An 18,789-nucleotide genomic window follows, 5' to 3' on the forward strand; every position below is an offset into this window, starting at 1 on the left:
AAACTAATGTCCCCTTGTCCCTTTTGCCCTCAAAAAAGAACAAAAACAGGAAGTAAGTAAAATAGAAAGTTATAAGAACGCTTGGGACACGGGACAATATAAATCACAATATGAGAAAAGAAGAACTTATCAAACAGCTACAAGAACGTGACTCGCTGCTGGCAAATGCGGTCAGCCACATGGTTACGTATGTTCAAGACCGTTACCCTTACCCTTCCACCTTTCCAAGTAAGGAACAGACCGAAGCGGTGAACAATTACCTGCGAAGTGTCCATGCCGATGGAGACGGCGGTATATCAGAACGGAATTGTGAACATCAGCGTATCGCGTCACAGAACATTACCATTGCTGCCATTCGTGTATTGGATAGTTATCAACTTGATAGGTTGCAAAACTTGCTTGACCACATTGCATACGACAAGGAGTATTATATGCCTGAAAGAGGTTGCGGTATGCACCGCTGACTTTCTCTTTTGGCTGCACCATTTATAAACCATCTTCAAAACAAACAGACGATGAAATCAAACTTGAATTATTGTATCGTACTTTCGTCAGAGCAACTTGCATATCTGGCTGGAAGCAAGTACGGTATTGACCGCATGAAGATTCTGCACCAACTTATTGAAGCAGCAGTATTGAAAGAAACCGACTATGCCATAAAAGGTTTTTCCACAACCTTGCAAGTGGGGCAAGCCATCCTATCGGAAGTGGATTTGGCCTGCAAGTTAGGTTATGACAAGAAGACCATATCCCGTGTGCTTGACAAAATGAACCAGTTGGGAATTGTCGCATCCACACAGAGCAACCGAACAAGCGTTCACACCCTGAAATGTATATCGGCATGGATGTTGGATGGCAACGGAATAGACAATCCTTTCTATGTCCGAATAAAAGACCGGCAAGTAGAAGGAGAGGATGATTACGCACAATCCGATGATACTTTTCCTATTTTATCAATGACTCCGCAGGAGGATTCGGATAGCCGTATGGAGGAAAACTTACCCAACTCAAAAGATAACAAGCAAGTCGAAGCTATAACAGAAGATACTTTTTCTGATACTGATTTTTCCTTAGTAGGTAAATTGCCTGTTATATCAGACGAAGGAGAACAACATTCACCCTCTTCTTTCCCTCTTGTTTCGGTTTCTCCACAGCCTGTGGCAGAGGAAGAATCCGATGAGGATATATTGGCAGACAGCTAGGCATAGTCATATTGGATATGGCGGTGGAGCCTCTGTTTTTGTGTGGGATCTTGCAAGAAGTTCCTATGTCGCACAAATCCGCTACGCTTATCCGTACTACATAGGCGTATTCCGGCAGTCGCAAGCTCTCACCATGCTGTCCCTTTTTAGATTGATTACTCATAATACAACAACATGAAGAAGAAAAAGATTACCAACAAAGATGTTGATGAAGAAAACAACAAGAAAGTTACGAGGCGCACTTTACGACTTGAAGCCAGAGTAACGGAGCAGGAATACACCCAAGCGAAAGAACTTGCCAAAACTTGCGGTTTGTCCATGAGCAACTATGTGCGTCGCACAGCCTTGGGGCAACGCCCTCGGCAACGATTGTCCGAGCGTGAGGTAGAAGCCTTATGCAGTCTGACGGATGCAAGGGGCAACCTTATCCGTATTGCGGCAGCAGTAAAGTCCATTCAAGCGGATAAACGTGCAATGTATTTCAGCGATACCCGGTTTGTGGAACAATGGATGAGAGCTGCTACGCAACTAATCAACCGCTGGAGCCAGATAGAGAATTATCTTACCGAATAAATTTCCTTACCCGTTATGATAGCAAAAGCCAGTACCATACCGCATGGCGCAAATGCCATAAGATATTCCGTCAATAAAGACAGAGCGGATATAGTCAAAGCCAACCTGTTGCCCGTTGATATTTCACCAGAAGCAATGTACGGTCGGATGATGCTCGTGCAGAAGATGTTTGCCGAGAAAATCAACAAGGGCAGACCTCTTGGCAGAAACGTGATAAGAATTGAAATTTCCCCATCCGAGAAAGAGAGTCGAAACTGGACGATGGACGACTGGGTACGTTTGGCAGATGAGTTTATCCGGGTATTCGATTCCATAGACCTTTCCGAAAAGACCCAACGGGCTTCCTCAAAGCAAACCAATCTCAAAGGTTCGCAATACATAGCTGCCCTGCATCGTGATTCTAAAAGTGGCATTCTTCACCTGCACATTGATGCCAACCGTGTGGATATGAATGGAAAAATAAATGATAGCCATAAGATTGGTGAGAGGGCAGTCATGGCTGCGAATATCATTAACGAAAGCCGAGGATGGGTACAGTCCAAAGAAATCGGCATACGGCACAGGCAGGAAATCTCAAACTGTTGCATGGAGATACTTCGTGCGATGGACAAATTCAGTTGGCGACAATACAAAATGGAACTGACAAAACGGGGTTACAAAATACACATACAAGAAAATGATAAGGGAAAAGTTTATGGTTATTCCATCAAACGGGGTAACTCAAATTATAAGTCATCCGTATTGGGTATCGGGCGAAATCTGACTCCATCAAAGATAGAAGCTACTTGGGCAAAACTGCATCCGCAGGAAAGGAAGTCGGAGCCGACAAATTCTATTCTCCAACAAACACGGACAGCCAACGCTGATTCTGTTATACAACCCAGGACGACTCCACAGTCTGCCGTAAAGCACTACGATATAGCGACAGACGAATATCACAACTACCATGTGGAGATACCCGAAGCAGCTGACAATATCATCAGGCAGGAGTGTTCTTTGGAGGAAGCTCATCCGTTGGCTAAGATTGAAGAGATACAACACACGGCTCTATTACTCTTTGCTGGGTATTTGGATGCAGCCACAAGCATAGCTGCTTCAAGTGGCGGTGGCGGTTCTGACACAGGAGGCTGGGGACGAGACAAGGACGAGGATAAACTTGAATGGGCACACCGCTGCGCAAGAATGGCAAATCGTATGTGCAAACGCAGGAGAGGACTTCACAGATAATTCACCTTTTATAAATATTAAGAACATGGGCATAGGAAGATCAAGGGGCACTTCGCCTATAAATGTCAATGACATGTTGGAGAACGTCGAAATGAGCCAACAAATTGAGGCTGAAAAATCAGAAGTAGATAAACTTCTCGTAGAAATCAGAGAGGCAAAAGAAACACTGATAAAGTTCAATGAGGATTTGGAGAAAGCTATCGATGCCGAATGTCACATTGAGGGTGCGCTCAAAGCGGCAGCTGGCAGTTGTGACAATATTGTCAACGGCATCTGCAATGCCATTGTGAAAGCAGAACGAGACACGAAATTTAAAACAACTATCCCCCCTGACCAACTTGCAAAGCTTAAGCAACTTATAGACCATTCTGTAGAAAGTTGGATTTCGGTATTGGCAAATCACCGTGCCGAACAATCAAAACTTATCACCGAACATGAATACAATATGCGCAAAATCCTCAAACGGAATGAGGGCGTTTGGTTTTCCGACTTCTGGATGAAAGTCTTGCTGATATTTTTGTTCGTTTATACGGTGGGATTGGGAGTAATTGTATGTTATGCCACATAAATAAAGCATCATAGTTATATTATGACGTTGTTTATTATAATCATTTTACTTTTTCTTCATGCAATAATTGACATGTTACCAAATAAAAATACTGTCAAATAAAAAATTGGTTTATGATTTCTGTTTCCTTAGGGTGTATTGTTCCATCTGCTTCAGCCATCCCAACGAATAGAACCTTAGCTAGAATTTTATTCTCATCAGTCATTCCACTGATTATAAGTTTAGTTTGTATATCATCAATATTGGAGATGTCCTCTATATCATTGATTGTTATGGAAAAATCACTATATGTTTTATCCATGTATCTCTCCTCTTTTGGATGAATGATACCATCTGCTTTCATAATGTGTGAAAGAACTTTTATGATGGCGTATTTTTCTATTGTTGTGAAACTATTCATAATGTCTGATTGTAGAAGAAGTTGTGATAAGTATCATTACCAATGTTAATTATATACATGTTTTCCCTTGCACGAGTTATCGCCGTATATATCGCTTGTGGCGACATTGGGCGAAATGTCGTATTATGCAAAACAATGTCATTCTCTAGAATAACTATAACGGAAGGAGATTCCCAGCCCTTGAAACTTTGTATGGTAGATATTTTCAAACAACGTTTGTCTGTCGTAAACAATTGCTTTCTTGTTCGTTCAAGAGCTTCAAAATCCCTATTAAATTTCCAATTGGCTGCCTTTTCATCAGTAACCTGATGTATTTGCTTTAACCGTTCAAGGGTTTCGTTTGAAATAAATGTTATTTCTGTTTGTTCGTTTGTTCTTTGTCGATAAAGAATGTCAATATTGCGAAGCAATTTTGTTGAAGAAGCAAGTACAGCAAAATCTCTTGCTTCGTTATTGTCATTGGAAATGATATTGATTATATTAGTTATTATGGATTCAATGGAATTGTTTTGTCTCAGATCAATATAAGTTACAATTTGGAAATTGAACGTATTTGATATGGTATTCTCCGCAACTATATCATCGGTAGGTAGATTTGCCATAAATTGTGTTTGAAATGCAGTGGCAAGATTAGCAAGACGTGGATTAGTAAATCTTCGACTGGTTGTTAATTGTCTATTCCATTGTCCTCCAATAATACCTAAGCGGATGTCACCATTTGCATCTAAAGGTCGTTGATATACATTTTGTTTGGGATCCCCAAACACTACCAGTTCACCATTAGGCACCAAAAGGAAATTCTGCATGATGATGCGAAGCCATTCCGTAGTATAGTCCTGAACCTCGTCAACAAAGATTGCAGAATACTTCTTATGACCTTTGGAATTTTCAAAGAAGGCTTCGTTTTGATATGAGCTAAATTCAACATGCAACTGACATTCTGCAGCACGTATTCTAAAGAATTGATGATAAGGATATACGTCTATTTTTTCCCAAGAGAAATCCTCCCGAATCTCGGAAAGCCTAAACTTCAGGTAATTGGCTAATGTAATGTTATATGTCAACACTAAGACATCACCTCCAGTACGCTTCATGGCATTTACTGCTCTAAAGGCAAGTACTTGAGTCTTTCCAGAACCAGCGACACCACTTATTTTCTGTTGTGTTATACTACTTCCCGATAGTCGCTTCTGTGCACCAATAGGTTGCATATCAATGCGTCCTTCCTGATATGAATGCCAAGATGGAGATATCATCCTAGCCAATTTCCTTCTTACAACATCGTCAAAAGCATTGTTGTTGTATAAGAAACCTATGGTAGTATACAAATTTTGTGATATATCTCTATTTTCAATAATCTCCTTACCGAAGATAAAGGTAAAATTAAAGACGTTATTCTGATATTCAAAGAATTTTTTTATTTCGTCAATAGAGTTTTCTGAGAACACAACCGCCTTTTTGATAAGACTAAAATTCCGATTATCTTCAATAGTACTCATCAAAAGTTCTTCTATACCATCCTTAATGCTCAATTGACATAGGTTTATAAGGTCAATAGGAGATTGATATAGTTGCCCATGTACATTTATTTCCTTTTTATCTTCTGATAATGTACACTCATTAAGGTTCTCCTCGAATATGTTCAGTAGAAGAACCCCCTTATTAGGTCTAACGATAATAAAATCTACAGCCACTTCGTTTACTGCTGCATCAATATACATTATGTCATCCACAGACAAAATATTTTCGAGTCTCCATGCGACTCTTGCTTTTTGAGATGATAACACATGATTCTGTATCTGCAAACGTAAATCATATTCATTATATATTGCCTCATGTCTTTCATCCACCAAAGCTAATTTGTTAAGGTCAATTGTTGCACCATTGTATTCAAAGCATCTTGTCATGCATGTATAGGGATGTGCTGTTCTCCTTGTGCGTGCATAACGTACACTATTTATCTGGCTGAAATAATTCTGTTCTCCAAAAACAGAACAAAATTTCTCAATTCTATACGCCGCACCATTTTGGGGACCAATACATAGAACAAAGTGTTTCCCTTGCGCAGATGCCACCATCTTTGCAACTATTCCCAAATCGATAGCAGTTACATCCAAGATATTAGAAAAAACATGGATGATATTATTATATCTATATCCAATAGAATTAAGAGTCTCTCCTTCAACAATGTCGTTTGCTGGAAGAAAAAGATTCTTCACATCTATTTCAACTGTGCCGTGCGTAAGAGTTCGAATATTATCGTTGGCGCGTTCGATGGCACTATGAGAAGGCTCAATAAGCGTTATTTTACGTAGCCATTGAAATAAATTACGCTGTCTTAATACTTCAATTATAGTAGCAGAGCCTATGCCTTGACCACATCCCCAATCAACTATCTCAATACTTCCCTGAATATCGTTAAATGGGAAATTCATCATTGCGGCACGACACTTGGTTACATGCATATCTCCATATGCAGACATATAACAATTTAGTGCCACATCACTTGCTAATAGATTTATGCCATGATTCAACTCTGGATGTGTCCAAGGTCTTCCCTTATATTCTTCGGGCAAAGCATTGTGACAATAATCAATAATGTCATCAATACTATTACATTGTTTTATATCTTCTGCGTATGGCATAATTATCTTCCTGCTATTGTTTCTGCAAATCTATTCTCTAGATGCTGTTTCCAATTTTGCAATGCCAATTGTTTTGTGGTGTTAGCATAACAGTATTCGCAAAGATGCGGACAAGTGTTGTATTCACCAATGTCCTTAGAGGCCATGCATTCGCAGAATGGTCGCTGCCCCTGGTCTTTCTTGTGCTTACTGATGAAGTAATGGTTATGAGGCAGAAGTATTGCTCCTTGGGGCAATTGGGACTCGCCAAAAAGCGTTGGCGCAGGAACTTTCTCTATCTTTACTTTCATGAAGTCCATCAGTTCCTCGTCGTCCCAAGCCAAACGAGTGATAAGGTCTCCATCTATGCAGCGATTATGCTGAATGCCATATTTTGAGATGTCAATCTTCTCACCACAAGTAGCAAGTTGGAAGTTCCAACTGCGTTCACGATTCATAGTAGATAGCTTGTCAGCAAACTCTTCCATTTGCCCTGTATCCCACTCATGGTATGATATACCACTTACTTCAAGATTATGTTTCACCTTCCTGTACATAATAATATCCGCATAGCTGAATACCAACTTTTCTGTGTAATCTTTTAGTTGGTCACCAATATTCTGAACTTTCCATAGCAAGTCATCCACAGATATGTCATCTGTCAGCATCATGGGGTCAAACCGCCAAATAACAGCCCCCTTACCAAGTTGCTCAACAAGTAACTTGAATGTTTCTATGCGTTTAGCAAGAGAAGGTACTTTCTCTAATTTCTCCTGTTCGTAATCATTCAGGGTATATTGAACATAGCACTTAATGTTACGCTCTTTGAGGATATGCAGATATGGCAACAATGGTAGTGGATTCTTTGACCAAAATACAATGAAGCGAGTTTTCTCATACGAGACATACGACTTTACGCCATTGAACGGATTCGTCCATGCTGAATACCCTTTCTGTAAACGATGGAAAAACCAATCAGCATAGAATGCCGGAATGTCGGTACTCCTACTTGCAGAAATAATGAGGGGAGTCTGCGCTTTTACAGGTAATCCATTAATAATAATGTCTGTACATTGCCACGTTGCCATAATACATTAGAATTTTTTGAATGTCTCTTTTATCTTTTTTTGTTTTGCTTCCTTTTCTTATACTCTTGAGTAGGCTTAGAAACAGCCTATAGTATGCCTTCACTCTTCAAATGGATACGTTTCGTCATAGACTTCACTTAGAAGACGGTCGTTGAAAAGCCAGTGTGGTGTGGGCTGTATATGTTTGACCTTGTAGCCTTTTAGCTTAGCAGAAAGTGCACTAATAGAAGTTTCTTCTCCTTGATAACACACTTTGCGCTCTGAACGAATGGTGACAGAAATTGACGGATCATCTTTCCAGATGAGAATATCACCTTTCTGCAATCCCATCTCGTAGAAATTGAGCGGTGGACGTTTTGCTTGTGCTTTTGTGCTGGCAGCTTTATCCTCATCAGTGAGGTCGTTCTGTATCTCATCTGTCACTTCTTCCGTCACATCTTCATGATGGAAAAGTTCGAGGATGGCTTGTGCCTGATCCACGTTGATACGGAAGAACTCACGATTCTGATTGATGCGCTGAGGTTCAAAGGCTTTATGAAGGGCTTTCTCAATTTTGAGACAATCACTTTTCTTGACCTTGCACGCAAATTTACACTCAAACGGAACGGGAACTCCTGTGGTATATAGTTCCTTCATCCGTTTATCAATGTCTTCCTGTGTGGTCATGCCTATTTTTACCAGTCCTGGCATCACAGGGTTTGTCAGAAGATAAACTATTCCGTATTCCATATCGTTGTGTTTTTAGAGACTATTGTACAGTTTGTCTTTGTTTGTAACTCTTTCAAATTCGCGCATCAGTGTATTGCCATTTCTGTTGGTAAATATATGTGAGTTCATTTTTTACTCCTCCTATATTTTTGATTGCTTGCATTGGGATGCTCGGGATTGGTCATTTCAAGATAACCTGCCTCTACAAGTGACATTATATATGTTTGTCTATTCTTGCTATGATTCGTTACTCCTATTCTATCAAGAATTTCCTTGCTGCTGCGTGGCACACTACAGAAGTTTACAATGTCCTTTTGCTTATTTGTTATTTTAGGATGCTTGGTGTCTAAGTAAGCATTGAGAGTGTCAGAGTTAGTGTCTAAGTCTGTGTCAGAGTGTCCAAGTCCAGTGTCAGGGTTGGTGTCCAAGTGTCTAAGTTTGGTGTCTAAGTTGCCATTAACTTGGTTACTTTTATTGCTAGCTTGGTTACTTTTCTCGTTGACTTGGTTACCTACTGGCCTATTTATAGTAATCACAAACTCATTCGTCCTATCGTTGTTGATGAACGAAACATTCATATCCTCTGACAATGCACGAAGCATACCACTACCCGCTCCTGTGTAGGGAAGCAAATGAATGGCATTTGTGAAAAGGAACGTATTGCGCGGCATGGAGGTTCCCACAACGATATCATCTATAGTAAGTCCATTGGGGAGAGTTCCAGGGCTGTGTATCTCCACCCTGTCATCAAAGATGAAGATGCGGATTGGGGCTGTCACATTCAGCGAGCGATGCACTAAAGCATTTACAATGAACTCAACAAGACTGGTGTAGGGTATCTCCAACACTCCTTGCGAATTAAACTCTCTTCCTACTTGTATGTGACGCAAGTTTCGGGTGAAGAAATCCATAATAGTCTCAAACTGATGAAGCAGATTGCCCTCAATGTCGGCATCATTCACTTTATCACGAAATTGTGAACCTCCAAGACTATTGCCCACAAAGCAAATACACTTTGCTGTCATTACTGGAAGCCAACGCTGAGTGTACCTTCCAAACAATAACATTGCAGCCACTGTGATTTTCCCATCGGGTCGGATGAAACGTAGATTACGCAACAGCTTCTCTCCATCGTGACCACTTGCAATAGCGGAGCAGACAGTATCTAAAGAGGCCTCGCGTAAAGCATCGCCCACCAGCCCTTTTCTCACTAATACTTTTTCAAACTTGTTACTTAGGAAGGTTTTGATGGTATTCTCGTCCAAATCCTTAATGGTGGCGTCACGGACTCCTGCTTCATCAGGCGAGAAACTGCCGCAATCTGTCATCATTTCGGCAAGCTCGGCATTATCGAACACTTTGCGCTTGTCGGCACCATTCTTCACCCACACAATGCCACGATTGTCATGGTAAGGTTTATTCACCCCTTCTTTAATATGAGCCACAACAAGGCTTCCGTCATCCACAGAAATAGTTTCTACATCAACAAGGATGGCAGGAACAACATTCTCAGATGCGATGTTACCAAGTGTATTCGTCGTTTCCTGTACTTCCAGATACGACAAAGGATTGACGCTGCCAGTTTTGTCCTTCACGCCAACGACTAGTGTTCCACCACGTGCATTGCTGAATGCCACCAATTCGCAGCCGATGTCGTAGCTGTCAAGGAGCCGTTCTTTGAACTGCACCTTACTGACTTCACCTGACTTTATCTGTTGAATAATATCTATTTCCTTCATTTCTTCAAATGTTTTTGGTTGAGCAGTCTACCTGCATCAATATTCAAAGCCTCTGCTATACGTAGGAGGTTTCTTGCGTCAGGCTGCATGGTATTCGTCACCCATTTGGAGACAGTAGCTCGGTCTTTTCCTAATTGTTCTGCCAGCCACTTACTGCTTTTTTGTTCTTCGGCAAGCACTATCTTCAGCCTGTTAATCATTTCTTTTTCCATAAAAGACATTCTTTTCGATGTAAAAATACAAATAAGCCATGAGATTCACGAAGAAATACGTCAAAAAAAGAGCGTTTTTTTATAAATAATTGGTTATATCGTCAATATGTAATCTGCATTTGTTCCTTTGTGAGTAATAGATCTGCAACAAAACGCTTTTCCAAGACTGGGAGGGGATGTAAAGGTTTTCTTAGTTGAATGGCGTTCCTAAAAATAGTGGAATCGACTCGGTTGAGACGGTTTCTAACGGCTCATTGTTTCCTGTGTGGACACAACTTGTTGGTGGCGGCTTATCCTTAGTAGAACTTGTTTTCTCGTCGGGCTGCTACGGCTCTTTCATTTAACTTTGGCATTGTTTGATAACAATTTGAATAAGTTACATTTACTTCAAAATCAACCTTTATAAATATAAGGAATGCCTTGTTGGGGTAAGTTAAAAATAGCTTTTAACCGCTTAATACCCATAAACATTGAAAATTAGAGGCATTTTTAATGAAAGAGCTGTGTCCGGCTGTAACACAAAATTAGCATTTATGATTGAGTTGATAAAAAATTGAATTAACTTTGCATATTCACTTCTGAAACAAACTAGTTTCAGACACACTTAAGGAAACACTGCCGTTAAAAAAACAAGCGTTTAGGCAAGATATATTTTAAAGTAGAATGAAACTCATTAAGGCCAATGACCTCAAACGATGGGCAGACACGTTGGAAATCCGTGGTTTGCTTCCTGAGTTAATACGCCGATTGGTGCATGCAACTAAGCCGCATCTTTCAAAGGTGTACATACCGACTGAAGAAAGCACTCATTCTGCCGGATGGGATGGCATTGTTGTTTCTGAAGACAATGACACTTATCTGCCAGCTGGTACATGTCTTATCGAGATGGGGACGAATGAGAAAGTGGCAACAAAAGCTAATGACGATTATACAAAACGTACGAATGGCCCATTAGAATTTGAGAAAGGAGAATGTACCTTCGTTTTCATCACTCCTCGCGAATGGCCCAAAGCGCCATCTTGGGAAGCAGACAAAAATAAACTGAATAAGTGGAAAAGGGTTAAGGTGATAACAGCCGTAGAATTAGAGGATTGGCTATCTTATTATCCTTCTGTCGCTTTATGGGTGGCAGAAAAACTTAACATCTCCCACAGAGAGAAAATTCAGAGTATAGAATCGTATTGGCGTCAATGGTCAACCAACGATAAAGGACAGCAACTTTGCTATAGTGTTGCCGTTGGAGGACGCGAGGAATCTGTCAAAGAACTTCTGGAGAAAACAGAAAATCATATAGCAATAGATGTTTGTTCCCATTCTGTAGAGGAATCGCTCGCATTTGTCGTGGCTGCTATATTACAATGCGGAGATGACAATCTTAAAAACAGAGTGGTTATTGCAAAAGACAATGAAACCACAGGCTTATTGGCTTCACAATGTTCCAATATGGTTATTATCTCTAGTGGAGATGATAAAAACATTAATCCAAACGAGAATTGCTTGGTGTATGTTACACATCCATCTGCAAGAAGCAGAAGTGGAGTGTCTATCGTTCTACGAACACCAGAGCCTGACGATTTTATTAATGCTTTAAAAAAAAGCGGATTTAATGAAACGCAAGCAAGGCAGCTTTGTTCTGATACAGGGCGAAGCACAGCTATCTTGAGAAGGAAACTTGGTTTTGAACGCAACAACCCTGATTGGGCGAAGCCTAAAAATATCAGCCGATTACTCCCGGCTCTTCTGATGGGGCGTTGGCTGAATAATCTGGAAGGAGACAAAAAACTAATTGAGGAGCTTTCAGGGATGGAATATTGCCAATTCGAAAATCTTATTCAGACATTTGCTAAAGGCAACGATAGTCCTTTTGGACTTATTGATAGTCTATGGTATGTTATATCTCCATTTGACGCTATAAATTATGCAATAGATTTTATCACACCCCAATACTTGGATAGACTCTCTGCCATTATTGACAAAGTAGCAAATGATATTGACCTTGATGACAAAAAGGCAGCCACGACTGATTCCTTATTCTGGCAAAAACATAATACGAAGTATAGCTATTATGCTAAAGAAGGGTTACTCTTGACATTGGTGTTATTGGCTCTTCGAGGTGACAAAAATGCTCAACTGATTCCGTGGGTTGACGAAAAGGTTAGAGCAATATTAAATATAAACACTTTAGAATGGTGGTTTGGCTATTGCAAACATAATCTGATATCTCTCTTGGCAGAAGCTTCGCCTCAGGTTTTTATTCAGAAAATTGAAGATGATGTGATGAGCGATAATTCTATCATCCGTGAGATGTTCCGAATCAATTTTGAGCATACCTCCTTGTGGGGTAATAGTTCGCACTATGGATATGTTTTATCTGCATTGGAAGACTTGGCCTGGCCTGCAGAGAATCTTTCCAGAATTAGCCGAATCCTGTTTGAACTCTCGTCTTTAGGGAAGAAAGAAGGGTATGTTGGAAATCCTTTTGAGTCGTTGTGCAAAATATATTGTCTCTGGATGCCTAAAACAAAAGCAACCATAGAGCAATGTTTTATGGTACTTGAATCCATGGCAGAGGAGTTTAGACCATTTGTTTTCAGACTTTGTAGATGTTTAGTGAACTATAGTCGTCAATCACAAAGCATTAATGGCCGTATAATGCGGTGGAGATATTTCGGAGAAGACGTTAAAGCCGTGACAATGGATGAGTTTTTGACAGCATTAACAGCTACAGTGAGAATGTTGATAAAAAATTGCGATTATAGCAATGATGCTATTGAATGCATGTTGGAAACAGCGACTGCTCCTGACTTGCCTACTCATCTTAGGAAAGAAGTCCAAGATGCGATTTCTTCAAATATAGATTTTCTGAAAGGTAAAAATAAGTTCTGTGACAAAATAAGAGAAAAAATATATCATTTTGAAGAAGCCCGTGATTCAGATTGGTGTATAAGTGATGATGAGATGAACTGGCTAAAAAATCTCTTAGAAGCCATATTGCCAGATGATATTATTGAGGCTAACTTGTGGAAATTCAAGATTTTCTTGCCTGTACATGAACTGCATCGGAGAGAGGATGATATATGTAAGTGGACAGAAAAACAGTTGAATTTCAGAGTAACTGCCGTGAAAGAACTGTACAAGCAGATAGGATTCGATGGTTTAAGAAAGATTGCCGAGAAATCTGAAGACAAATATCAAACAGGTCTTGCATTTGCAAAATTCAAGACCACATACCCGATGGTTGATTTTGTTATAAACGAAGGTTTTGACAATCAACTTTTAGCAGGATTCTTTGTCTCTTTATTCAACACAAACAAGGAACGCTATTGGAAAGTGGTGAGGAAATACAATAATCGGAATGATATTCTTATTAGCATCGGAACAAATGAAGAATTAACCAGATTTGTCGAAACTCTACCAGAAGAAGCTAAGGAAAATTATTGGAAGACCGTATCTGTTTGGTGCTATTCTGACGATACGCTGAACATAATGGTAGAACAACTGCTTAAAGTGGGTAGGTATGGCGATGTATTATCTTTGCTACGTCATGTTAGTTATGGTGGGAAGGACATTCCTGTTGCACCAGCCTTTAATGCCTTACAAGGATGGTTGAACAATATTAAAACACCAGAATTGGAGCAGTACAAGCATGATGCAGAAGAAATACTGGAATATCTTGATAAAAATCCAAATGTCAAAGATGAACAAATAGTTAGTTTAGAACTTTTACTTAGCGAAATTTTCCATCTGGATTCTGATTGTCTCCTGTATCATTCTATTTACACAGAGCCAAAAAGTTTGTTAGAACTAATATCATTTGCATACCGTGGAGATGAAGATTTTGACGATAAGACTTATTCTGATTCAGAGAGAAACATCGGGTTGCTTTCACTGCGTTTTATCAAAGGCCATGTAAAAAGTTGCCCTGGATTGACAAAAAACGGGACATTAGATGAAGATGCTTTGATGAAATATGCCGATGAATTTATGTCTCTTGCAAAAAGAGAGAAGTATTTTCGTGCTGCAAAGATAGTGTTTGGTCAATTGTTAGGCAACATTCCTGACAGGGAAGACTACCCACAGGATGTTCTCTGTAAACTATTGACAAAATATAGTGAACATGGTCGTGACAAATCAATCCTAAATTCTTTTCGATGCCAGTTCTTTAACAATCGTAGTATGACCTCACGTCTGCCCTACGATGGAGGACGAATTGAAAGGACACGAAGTGAGAAATACAAGAAATATGCAGATAAGACACGCTACACGTACCCAGATGTCGCATCAATCTTCGACTCATTGAGCCGAGATCATGAATATGATGCACATCGTATGGACAATCAAGCTGAATTGGCAAAAATTGGGTATTAAAATATGAGGCGATATTTACATTGACTATTAATAAAAGTAATAGTACTGTATGCTTAATGGGTTCAACGACAATATGCAATCTCTCAAATTCTGCGTAAACAATGCGTAAACAAACTATTTCAGTTAGGGATATTTAGTGAGTTTCATAGTGGATAGCAATTTTACAACTTCCTGATATACAATCAAGATAAACCAAATAAGTTATCACAGAATATCATCTTATCGTTCTCATAATCTGGAGGTCCCTGGTTCAAGCCCAGGCTGGTCCACGAAGAAAAAGGCTGATTCCTAAGGGAATACAGCCTTTTTCTTTATGTGGAAGATATGACCTTCAGATTATGAATCTGATCCCCCTTATTCCAGATACAGCGTTTCCACCTCCGTCACATTATCATGGAACCACTCATCCAATTTTGCCTCTACCTTATCCTTTATTTGGGGAGTGATATATTTCTTTACCTTTTTATAAGCATAGACAGCAGCAAAACCTTTACCTACCATAAAGAGTTGTCCCAGAATATCCTCTATACTGGTAGGGAAGACGATGGCTACCAAAGCAAGCATTATATTGGTGCGCTCACTATCGGGAGTCGTATCAGCAGTCATTACATAATAGGCTGTAAGCACAGGACGACCTGTAGCACGGCCTGCTTTCTTTATATACTCTTCTACTTTTGTACGGATATCATCCATAGATAAATTTACTTTCATAGCTCTTCTGTTTTTTATTTATCTATTAGACGCAAAAAGATGAAGTTTGGTTGCAGAAAAAACAGTTTTTTTTTCATATTTCTCCAATTCCAATATCTCGTTCTCAAATAAAACAGGCTGGATTACACTTCTAAGCCCTACTCCGAAATAGCATTACCTTCCGTAATTCCACTATCATTATAGGTATCCACACAATAATAATACTTCACGCCTTTAGTGAGAATATGCAGCAAAAGTTCAGTGGTTTCATTTCCCTTCACCTGAATACATTGATTCAGGAAGTCGGGCTGATACCCAAAGCGAACCAAATAACCGTCGGCACCGGATACTTTATTCCAGGCAAGCGAGGCGTATCTTTCATCTTCCTGGTTTCTTTTCACAGAAAGTTCTTTCACCTGTCCGGGCTTATCCGAATAACCAGAACCGAATACCCGCAAATCCAACAGTGCAAATTTACCTTCTTTGGGAGTATGCACATTCTCCACCTTCATATAAGAAGCCTCTACAGGTTCGGAGAGTTCCAGATATTCATGAGGAACCGCTGTTTTGTTTCCGGACTTATCAGCAAGCAGCTTCCAGGTATGCCCATCGTTCGAAGTATACAGTTTATAGGCATGATAGTCTGTCTCTTTGGGAGCTTCCGGATTTATATCCTGTTCGGCAAAGTTGATCTGAACAGAATTAATCTGCACTTTCTTACCAAAGTTCATTACGAAATGCTCACCTGCATTACCGCTTTCTGCCGACCACCATGTCCTGACATTCTCATCCGCTGCTTTCTCCGGTTCAAAGCCCGGAAGCGAAGAAGAAGCCATACAAGCTTTATTGAAAGACTGGAGCATCCAGCCGAAAGCAGAGATATCCTGTGGCTCAAACTTCTTCTGAGGCAATAGCATCGGATAATCACCCAATACGGTATGAGTTCTCATCCGCCCTTTCGCATCAAATGATACCGGAAACAATCCGATTCTTCTCTCAAATTCATCGTGGTTACCAATCCACATGGAAGTTGCCTGCCACCAGTTACCATACTTATCTTTGAATACACAACTATGGCCTGCCCCACCAATAAAACCACCTACCTTCAACGAAACAGGATTGTAAGGCTGTTCAACAAAACCTCCATTCGCGCTGTCACTCTCCATAACGATATCGCAATACCAGTTACAAATGGTTCCCGGTGTGGCATATTGCAGGTAATACTTATCATTGTTCTTCACAATCCAGGCACCCTCAGGGCAAGGTATCTTCTCGAACTTACCCATCCAGGCAGAAGCGTCTATTTCATCATACAGTTCTCTGCGCCCGAAGTGATAACCGGAAGTGCACTCTTTAACGTCCGTGATATATTCACGGAGCACCTTCTTCGTACCTTCTATTTCCTCAAAAGTCTCGGGATTCACTTCAAAGAAAGTGGTAGATTGTTCTGCACCCAGCCCATAATAGAAATAAAAGCGCCCATCATCAATAAACAGACAAGGATCGGCCATACGCCGTACCTCACCGCATTTTTCCCATTTCCCATTTTCCGGGTCAGCAGAACGAATCACGTCCACTTTCTTCTTGGAACGGTCGCGGGTAAAGTTTATAAAATAGACATAATTATCATCCGCAGCTACAGCAGGTGCCACATAATGGTCAATATCAAGGGCAGATGCATGTATCTCCGGATTAAAATAGACATCCTTCCATGTAATCAAGTCGTCGGATACACGATAACCGCCGATATCCATTGTAGTAAAGAGATAATATTTGTCTTTGAACAATACGATTACCGGATCGGCAGCCGTACGGGCTTTCTTCTCTCTCTTCTGGAAACATCCCCAGCCGTAATCCAGATTCATCGGATTACAAAACGTAGTCTGCTGTTCCGTTACCTGTTTGTTCTCCGCACAGGAGAAGAGAAAAAAAGACACCAATAAGAGGGATAATTTATTTTTCATGCCAATACTGAGATTAATAGAGCTTCCGGCTTATTTCTCTGCCGGAACCTGTTCTGTTATTTTTTTAATTTCCTTCATCAATAAACCGTGTAAGCGTTCTTTCTCTGCTACATAAGCTAGATCAGCAACTTTATCGGACATTTCGCCAGGATCAGCCAGGATATCCATCAAAGACGCTTCCTTATCTCCACGCGTAAAGGCCGTATACTTATAACGTCCGTCATTAATCTGATAGCCTGAACTAGACTCTACGATAATATATTCACGATCAATCTTATCCGTTTGCCCCGTCAGAACCGATTTCAGTGACTTGCCGGACAAGTTCTCTGGTACGGGAATTCCTACCAGGTCACATAGCGTAGGTACCAGATCAATTCCGCTAGTCAGGCTTTTTGAGTCTACAACTCCTTTCTTCACTCCCGGACCGGAAATAATAAGCGGTGTACGGGTAGCTTCTTCAAGCAAACGGCTTTTAAAAACAAGACCGTGCGACTGTCCCATCTCTCCATGATCTGAAGTAAAGACGACGATCGTATGATCTGCCAGACCAGAGTTTTCCAACGCAGTCAGGATACGTCCGATCTGTTGTTCCACATCTTCTACAAGCCGGCAGTACATCCAGCGATAAAAGTCCCACTGCCCTTCTGTCCAGTCACGGGAACCGGAACCGATTTCCTTCATTTCTGCATATGTCCCGTTAGGTTCCACATTGGCAGGTACCGGAGGTATCTGTGCACGATATTCTTCATCACTTAGTGTTTTACGCAAATCTATATACTTCTGCGTAGCAGCTATCTGATGAGGACGCAGTTCATCGGGAAATCTCGGATCAAAACCTGCCCCATAACAAATATCATGAGGATTCATGAAAGAGAGGTATAGGAAAAAAGGGGCATCCTGAGCCGGATCATAACCAGCAAAAAAGTTCTCGGCAAAATCGGCAGGACCCTCGTAATAATCCGTACCATTCTGGGTAAAACCATACTCCTCCATGTGAGTCCTTCCACAATAAAAGCCTGGGTAACCGGAATAGACTGTCTGATAGCCGGCATTACGGAAAAGATTCCCAACCGAACTTTCACGGGCAACAGGCAAGACCCTTAAAGTATCCGGCTTGGTAGAGTTATTTGTATAACCTATTTCACCGGCATAACGCCCCGTTGCCATTGCAAAACGTGACGGCATCGATACAGGATTTGCACAATAATTATGCTCAAACCTGACACCATTCTCTGCCAGACGGTCCAGTGAAGGGGTATTGACATAGCGATTGCCTGCGCAACTCAGCATATCATATCTCTGCTGGTCGGTCATGATGAAAAGGACATTCAGCTTCTTTTCTTCAGCTTTCTGCACACAAGAGGAAGCAAACAATGAAATGCCACATCCATACAACACGACACTTGCTAATTTCTTCATAAGCAAT

15 protein-coding genes are annotated in these 18,789 nt (G+C 40.6%); 6 read left to right on the top strand and 9 right to left on the bottom strand.

Features of this window, described 5'->3' with window-relative positions; all coding sequences use genetic code 11:
* The first annotated feature begins 110 nt into the window (after nucleotides 1-110).
* From DW036_RS20960 to DW036_RS20980, 5 genes are all read left to right on the top strand, one after another.
* Nucleotides 111-464, top strand: a complete 354-nt coding sequence (locus tag DW036_RS20960) for a hypothetical protein (RefSeq protein WP_118466036.1) — start codon at nucleotides 111-113, stop codon at nucleotides 462-464.
* Nucleotides 465-515: 51 nt separating this feature from the next.
* Nucleotides 516-1,202: a winged helix-turn-helix transcriptional regulator gene (locus DW036_RS20965; protein WP_118466037.1), complete on the top strand. Its 687-nt coding sequence runs from the start codon at nucleotides 516-518 to the stop codon at nucleotides 1,200-1,202.
* Nucleotides 1,203-1,376: 174 nt separating this feature from the next.
* Nucleotides 1,377-1,775: a hypothetical protein gene (locus tag DW036_RS20970; RefSeq protein ID WP_118466038.1), complete on the top strand. Its 399-nt coding sequence runs from the start codon at nucleotides 1,377-1,379 to the stop codon at nucleotides 1,773-1,775.
* Between the two features lie 15 nt (nucleotides 1,776-1,790).
* Nucleotides 1,791-3,002 (top strand): relaxase/mobilization nuclease domain-containing protein, encoded by a 1,212-nt coding sequence (locus tag DW036_RS20975; protein ID WP_118466039.1) that lies wholly within the window; start codon nucleotides 1,791-1,793, stop codon nucleotides 3,000-3,002.
* 25 nt (nucleotides 3,003-3,027) lie between these two features.
* Nucleotides 3,028-3,570, top strand: coding sequence for a hypothetical protein (locus DW036_RS20980; RefSeq protein WP_118466040.1), 543 nt, complete (start codon nucleotides 3,028-3,030; stop codon nucleotides 3,568-3,570).
* Between the two features lie 94 nt (nucleotides 3,571-3,664).
* Here the strand turns inward: DW036_RS20980 and DW036_RS20985 are convergent, their stop codons facing one another.
* From DW036_RS20985 to DW036_RS21010, 6 genes are all read right to left on the bottom strand, one after another.
* Nucleotides 3,665-3,970, bottom strand: a complete 306-nt coding sequence (locus tag DW036_RS20985; protein ID WP_118363597.1) for a TerB family tellurite resistance protein — start codon at nucleotides 3,968-3,970, stop codon at nucleotides 3,665-3,667.
* Nucleotides 3,967-6,615: an AAA family ATPase gene (locus DW036_RS20990; RefSeq protein WP_118466041.1), complete on the bottom strand. Its 2,649-nt coding sequence runs from the start codon at nucleotides 6,613-6,615 to the stop codon at nucleotides 3,967-3,969. The genes DW036_RS20985 and DW036_RS20990 overlap by 4 nt, the downstream gene beginning before the upstream one ends.
* Nucleotides 6,616-6,617: 2 nt before the next feature.
* Nucleotides 6,618-7,682 (bottom strand): DUF1848 domain-containing protein, encoded by a 1,065-nt coding sequence (locus tag DW036_RS20995; RefSeq protein WP_118466042.1) that lies wholly within the window; start codon nucleotides 7,680-7,682, stop codon nucleotides 6,618-6,620.
* A gap of 99 nt (nucleotides 7,683-7,781) precedes the next feature.
* On the bottom strand, nucleotides 7,782-8,411 hold the full coding sequence (locus DW036_RS21000; protein ID WP_118363594.1) for a GIY-YIG nuclease family protein: 630 nt from the start codon (nucleotides 8,409-8,411) through the stop codon (nucleotides 7,782-7,784).
* Between the two features lie 104 nt (nucleotides 8,412-8,515).
* On the bottom strand, nucleotides 8,516-10,129 hold the full coding sequence (locus DW036_RS21005) for an RNA-binding domain-containing protein (RefSeq protein WP_118466043.1): 1,614 nt from the start codon (nucleotides 10,127-10,129) through the stop codon (nucleotides 8,516-8,518).
* Nucleotides 10,126-10,341 carry a helix-turn-helix transcriptional regulator gene (locus tag DW036_RS21010; RefSeq protein WP_008767280.1) on the bottom strand — a complete coding sequence of 72 codons (216 nt, stop codon included), beginning with the start codon at nucleotides 10,339-10,341 and terminating at the stop codon, nucleotides 10,126-10,128. The genes DW036_RS21005 and DW036_RS21010 overlap by 4 nt, the downstream gene beginning before the upstream one ends.
* Nucleotides 10,342-11,004: 663 nt before the next feature.
* Here DW036_RS21010 and DW036_RS21015 point away from each other — a divergent pair.
* Nucleotides 11,005-14,709, top strand: a complete 3,705-nt coding sequence (locus tag DW036_RS21015; RefSeq protein WP_118466044.1) for a hypothetical protein — start codon at nucleotides 11,005-11,007, stop codon at nucleotides 14,707-14,709.
* Between the two features lie 354 nt (nucleotides 14,710-15,063).
* Here the strand turns inward: DW036_RS21015 and DW036_RS21020 are convergent, their stop codons facing one another.
* The 3 genes from DW036_RS21020 to DW036_RS21030 all read right to left on the bottom strand — a co-directional run bounded on the left by DW036_RS21020 (nucleotide 15,064) and on the right by DW036_RS21030 (nucleotide 18,782).
* Nucleotides 15,064-15,420 (bottom strand): hypothetical protein, encoded by a 357-nt coding sequence (locus DW036_RS21020; RefSeq protein ID WP_118466045.1) that lies wholly within the window; start codon nucleotides 15,418-15,420, stop codon nucleotides 15,064-15,066.
* A 137-nt stretch (nucleotides 15,421-15,557) separates the two neighbouring features.
* Nucleotides 15,558-17,363 (bottom strand): family 43 glycosylhydrolase, encoded by a 1,806-nt coding sequence (locus DW036_RS21025; protein ID WP_118466046.1) that lies wholly within the window; start codon nucleotides 17,361-17,363, stop codon nucleotides 15,558-15,560.
* Nucleotides 17,364-17,393: 30 nt separating this feature from the next.
* Nucleotides 17,394-18,782, bottom strand: a complete 1,389-nt coding sequence (locus DW036_RS21030; protein ID WP_118466047.1) for a sulfatase — start codon at nucleotides 18,780-18,782, stop codon at nucleotides 17,394-17,396.
* Between the last annotated feature and the right edge of the window lie 7 nt (nucleotides 18,783-18,789).

Origin of the sequence: Bacteroides sp. AF39-11AC (assembly GCF_003474285.1) — a bacterium.
Taxonomy (GTDB): domain Bacteria; phylum Bacteroidota; class Bacteroidia; order Bacteroidales; family Bacteroidaceae; genus Bacteroides.

Coding starts and splice junctions, on each gene's coding strand:
- DW036_RS21030 (WP_118466047.1), bottom strand. CDS start 18,782: ATGAAGAAATTAGCAAGTGTCGTGTTGTATGGATGTGGCATTTCATTG.
- DW036_RS20990 (WP_118466041.1), bottom strand. CDS start 6,615: ATGCCATACGCAGAAGATATAAAACAATGTAATAGTATTGATGACATT.
- DW036_RS20980 (WP_118466040.1), top strand. CDS start 3,028: ATGGGCATAGGAAGATCAAGGGGCACTTCGCCTATAAATGTCAATGAC.
- DW036_RS21010 (WP_008767280.1), bottom strand. CDS start 10,341: ATGGAAAAAGAAATGATTAACAGGCTGAAGATAGTGCTTGCCGAAGAA.
- DW036_RS20995 (WP_118466042.1), bottom strand. CDS start 7,682: ATGGCAACGTGGCAATGTACAGACATTATTATTAATGGATTACCTGTA.
- DW036_RS21025 (WP_118466046.1), bottom strand. CDS start 17,363: ATGAAAAATAAATTATCCCTCTTATTGGTGTCTTTTTTTCTCTTCTCC.
- DW036_RS21020 (WP_118466045.1), bottom strand. CDS start 15,420: ATGAAAGTAAATTTATCTATGGATGATATCCGTACAAAAGTAGAAGAG.
- DW036_RS20970 (WP_118466038.1), top strand. CDS start 1,377: ATGAAGAAGAAAAAGATTACCAACAAAGATGTTGATGAAGAAAACAAC.
- DW036_RS21000 (WP_118363594.1), bottom strand. CDS start 8,411: ATGGAATACGGAATAGTTTATCTTCTGACAAACCCTGTGATGCCAGGA.
- DW036_RS21005 (WP_118466043.1), bottom strand. CDS start 10,129: ATGAAGGAAATAGATATTATTCAACAGATAAAGTCAGGTGAAGTCAGT.
- DW036_RS20985 (WP_118363597.1), bottom strand. CDS start 3,970: ATGAATAGTTTCACAACAATAGAAAAATACGCCATCATAAAAGTTCTT.
- DW036_RS20960 (WP_118466036.1), top strand. CDS start 111: ATGAGAAAAGAAGAACTTATCAAACAGCTACAAGAACGTGACTCGCTG.
- DW036_RS20975 (WP_118466039.1), top strand. CDS start 1,791: ATGATAGCAAAAGCCAGTACCATACCGCATGGCGCAAATGCCATAAGA.
- DW036_RS21015 (WP_118466044.1), top strand. CDS start 11,005: ATGAAACTCATTAAGGCCAATGACCTCAAACGATGGGCAGACACGTTG.
- DW036_RS20965 (WP_118466037.1), top strand. CDS start 516: ATGAAATCAAACTTGAATTATTGTATCGTACTTTCGTCAGAGCAACTT.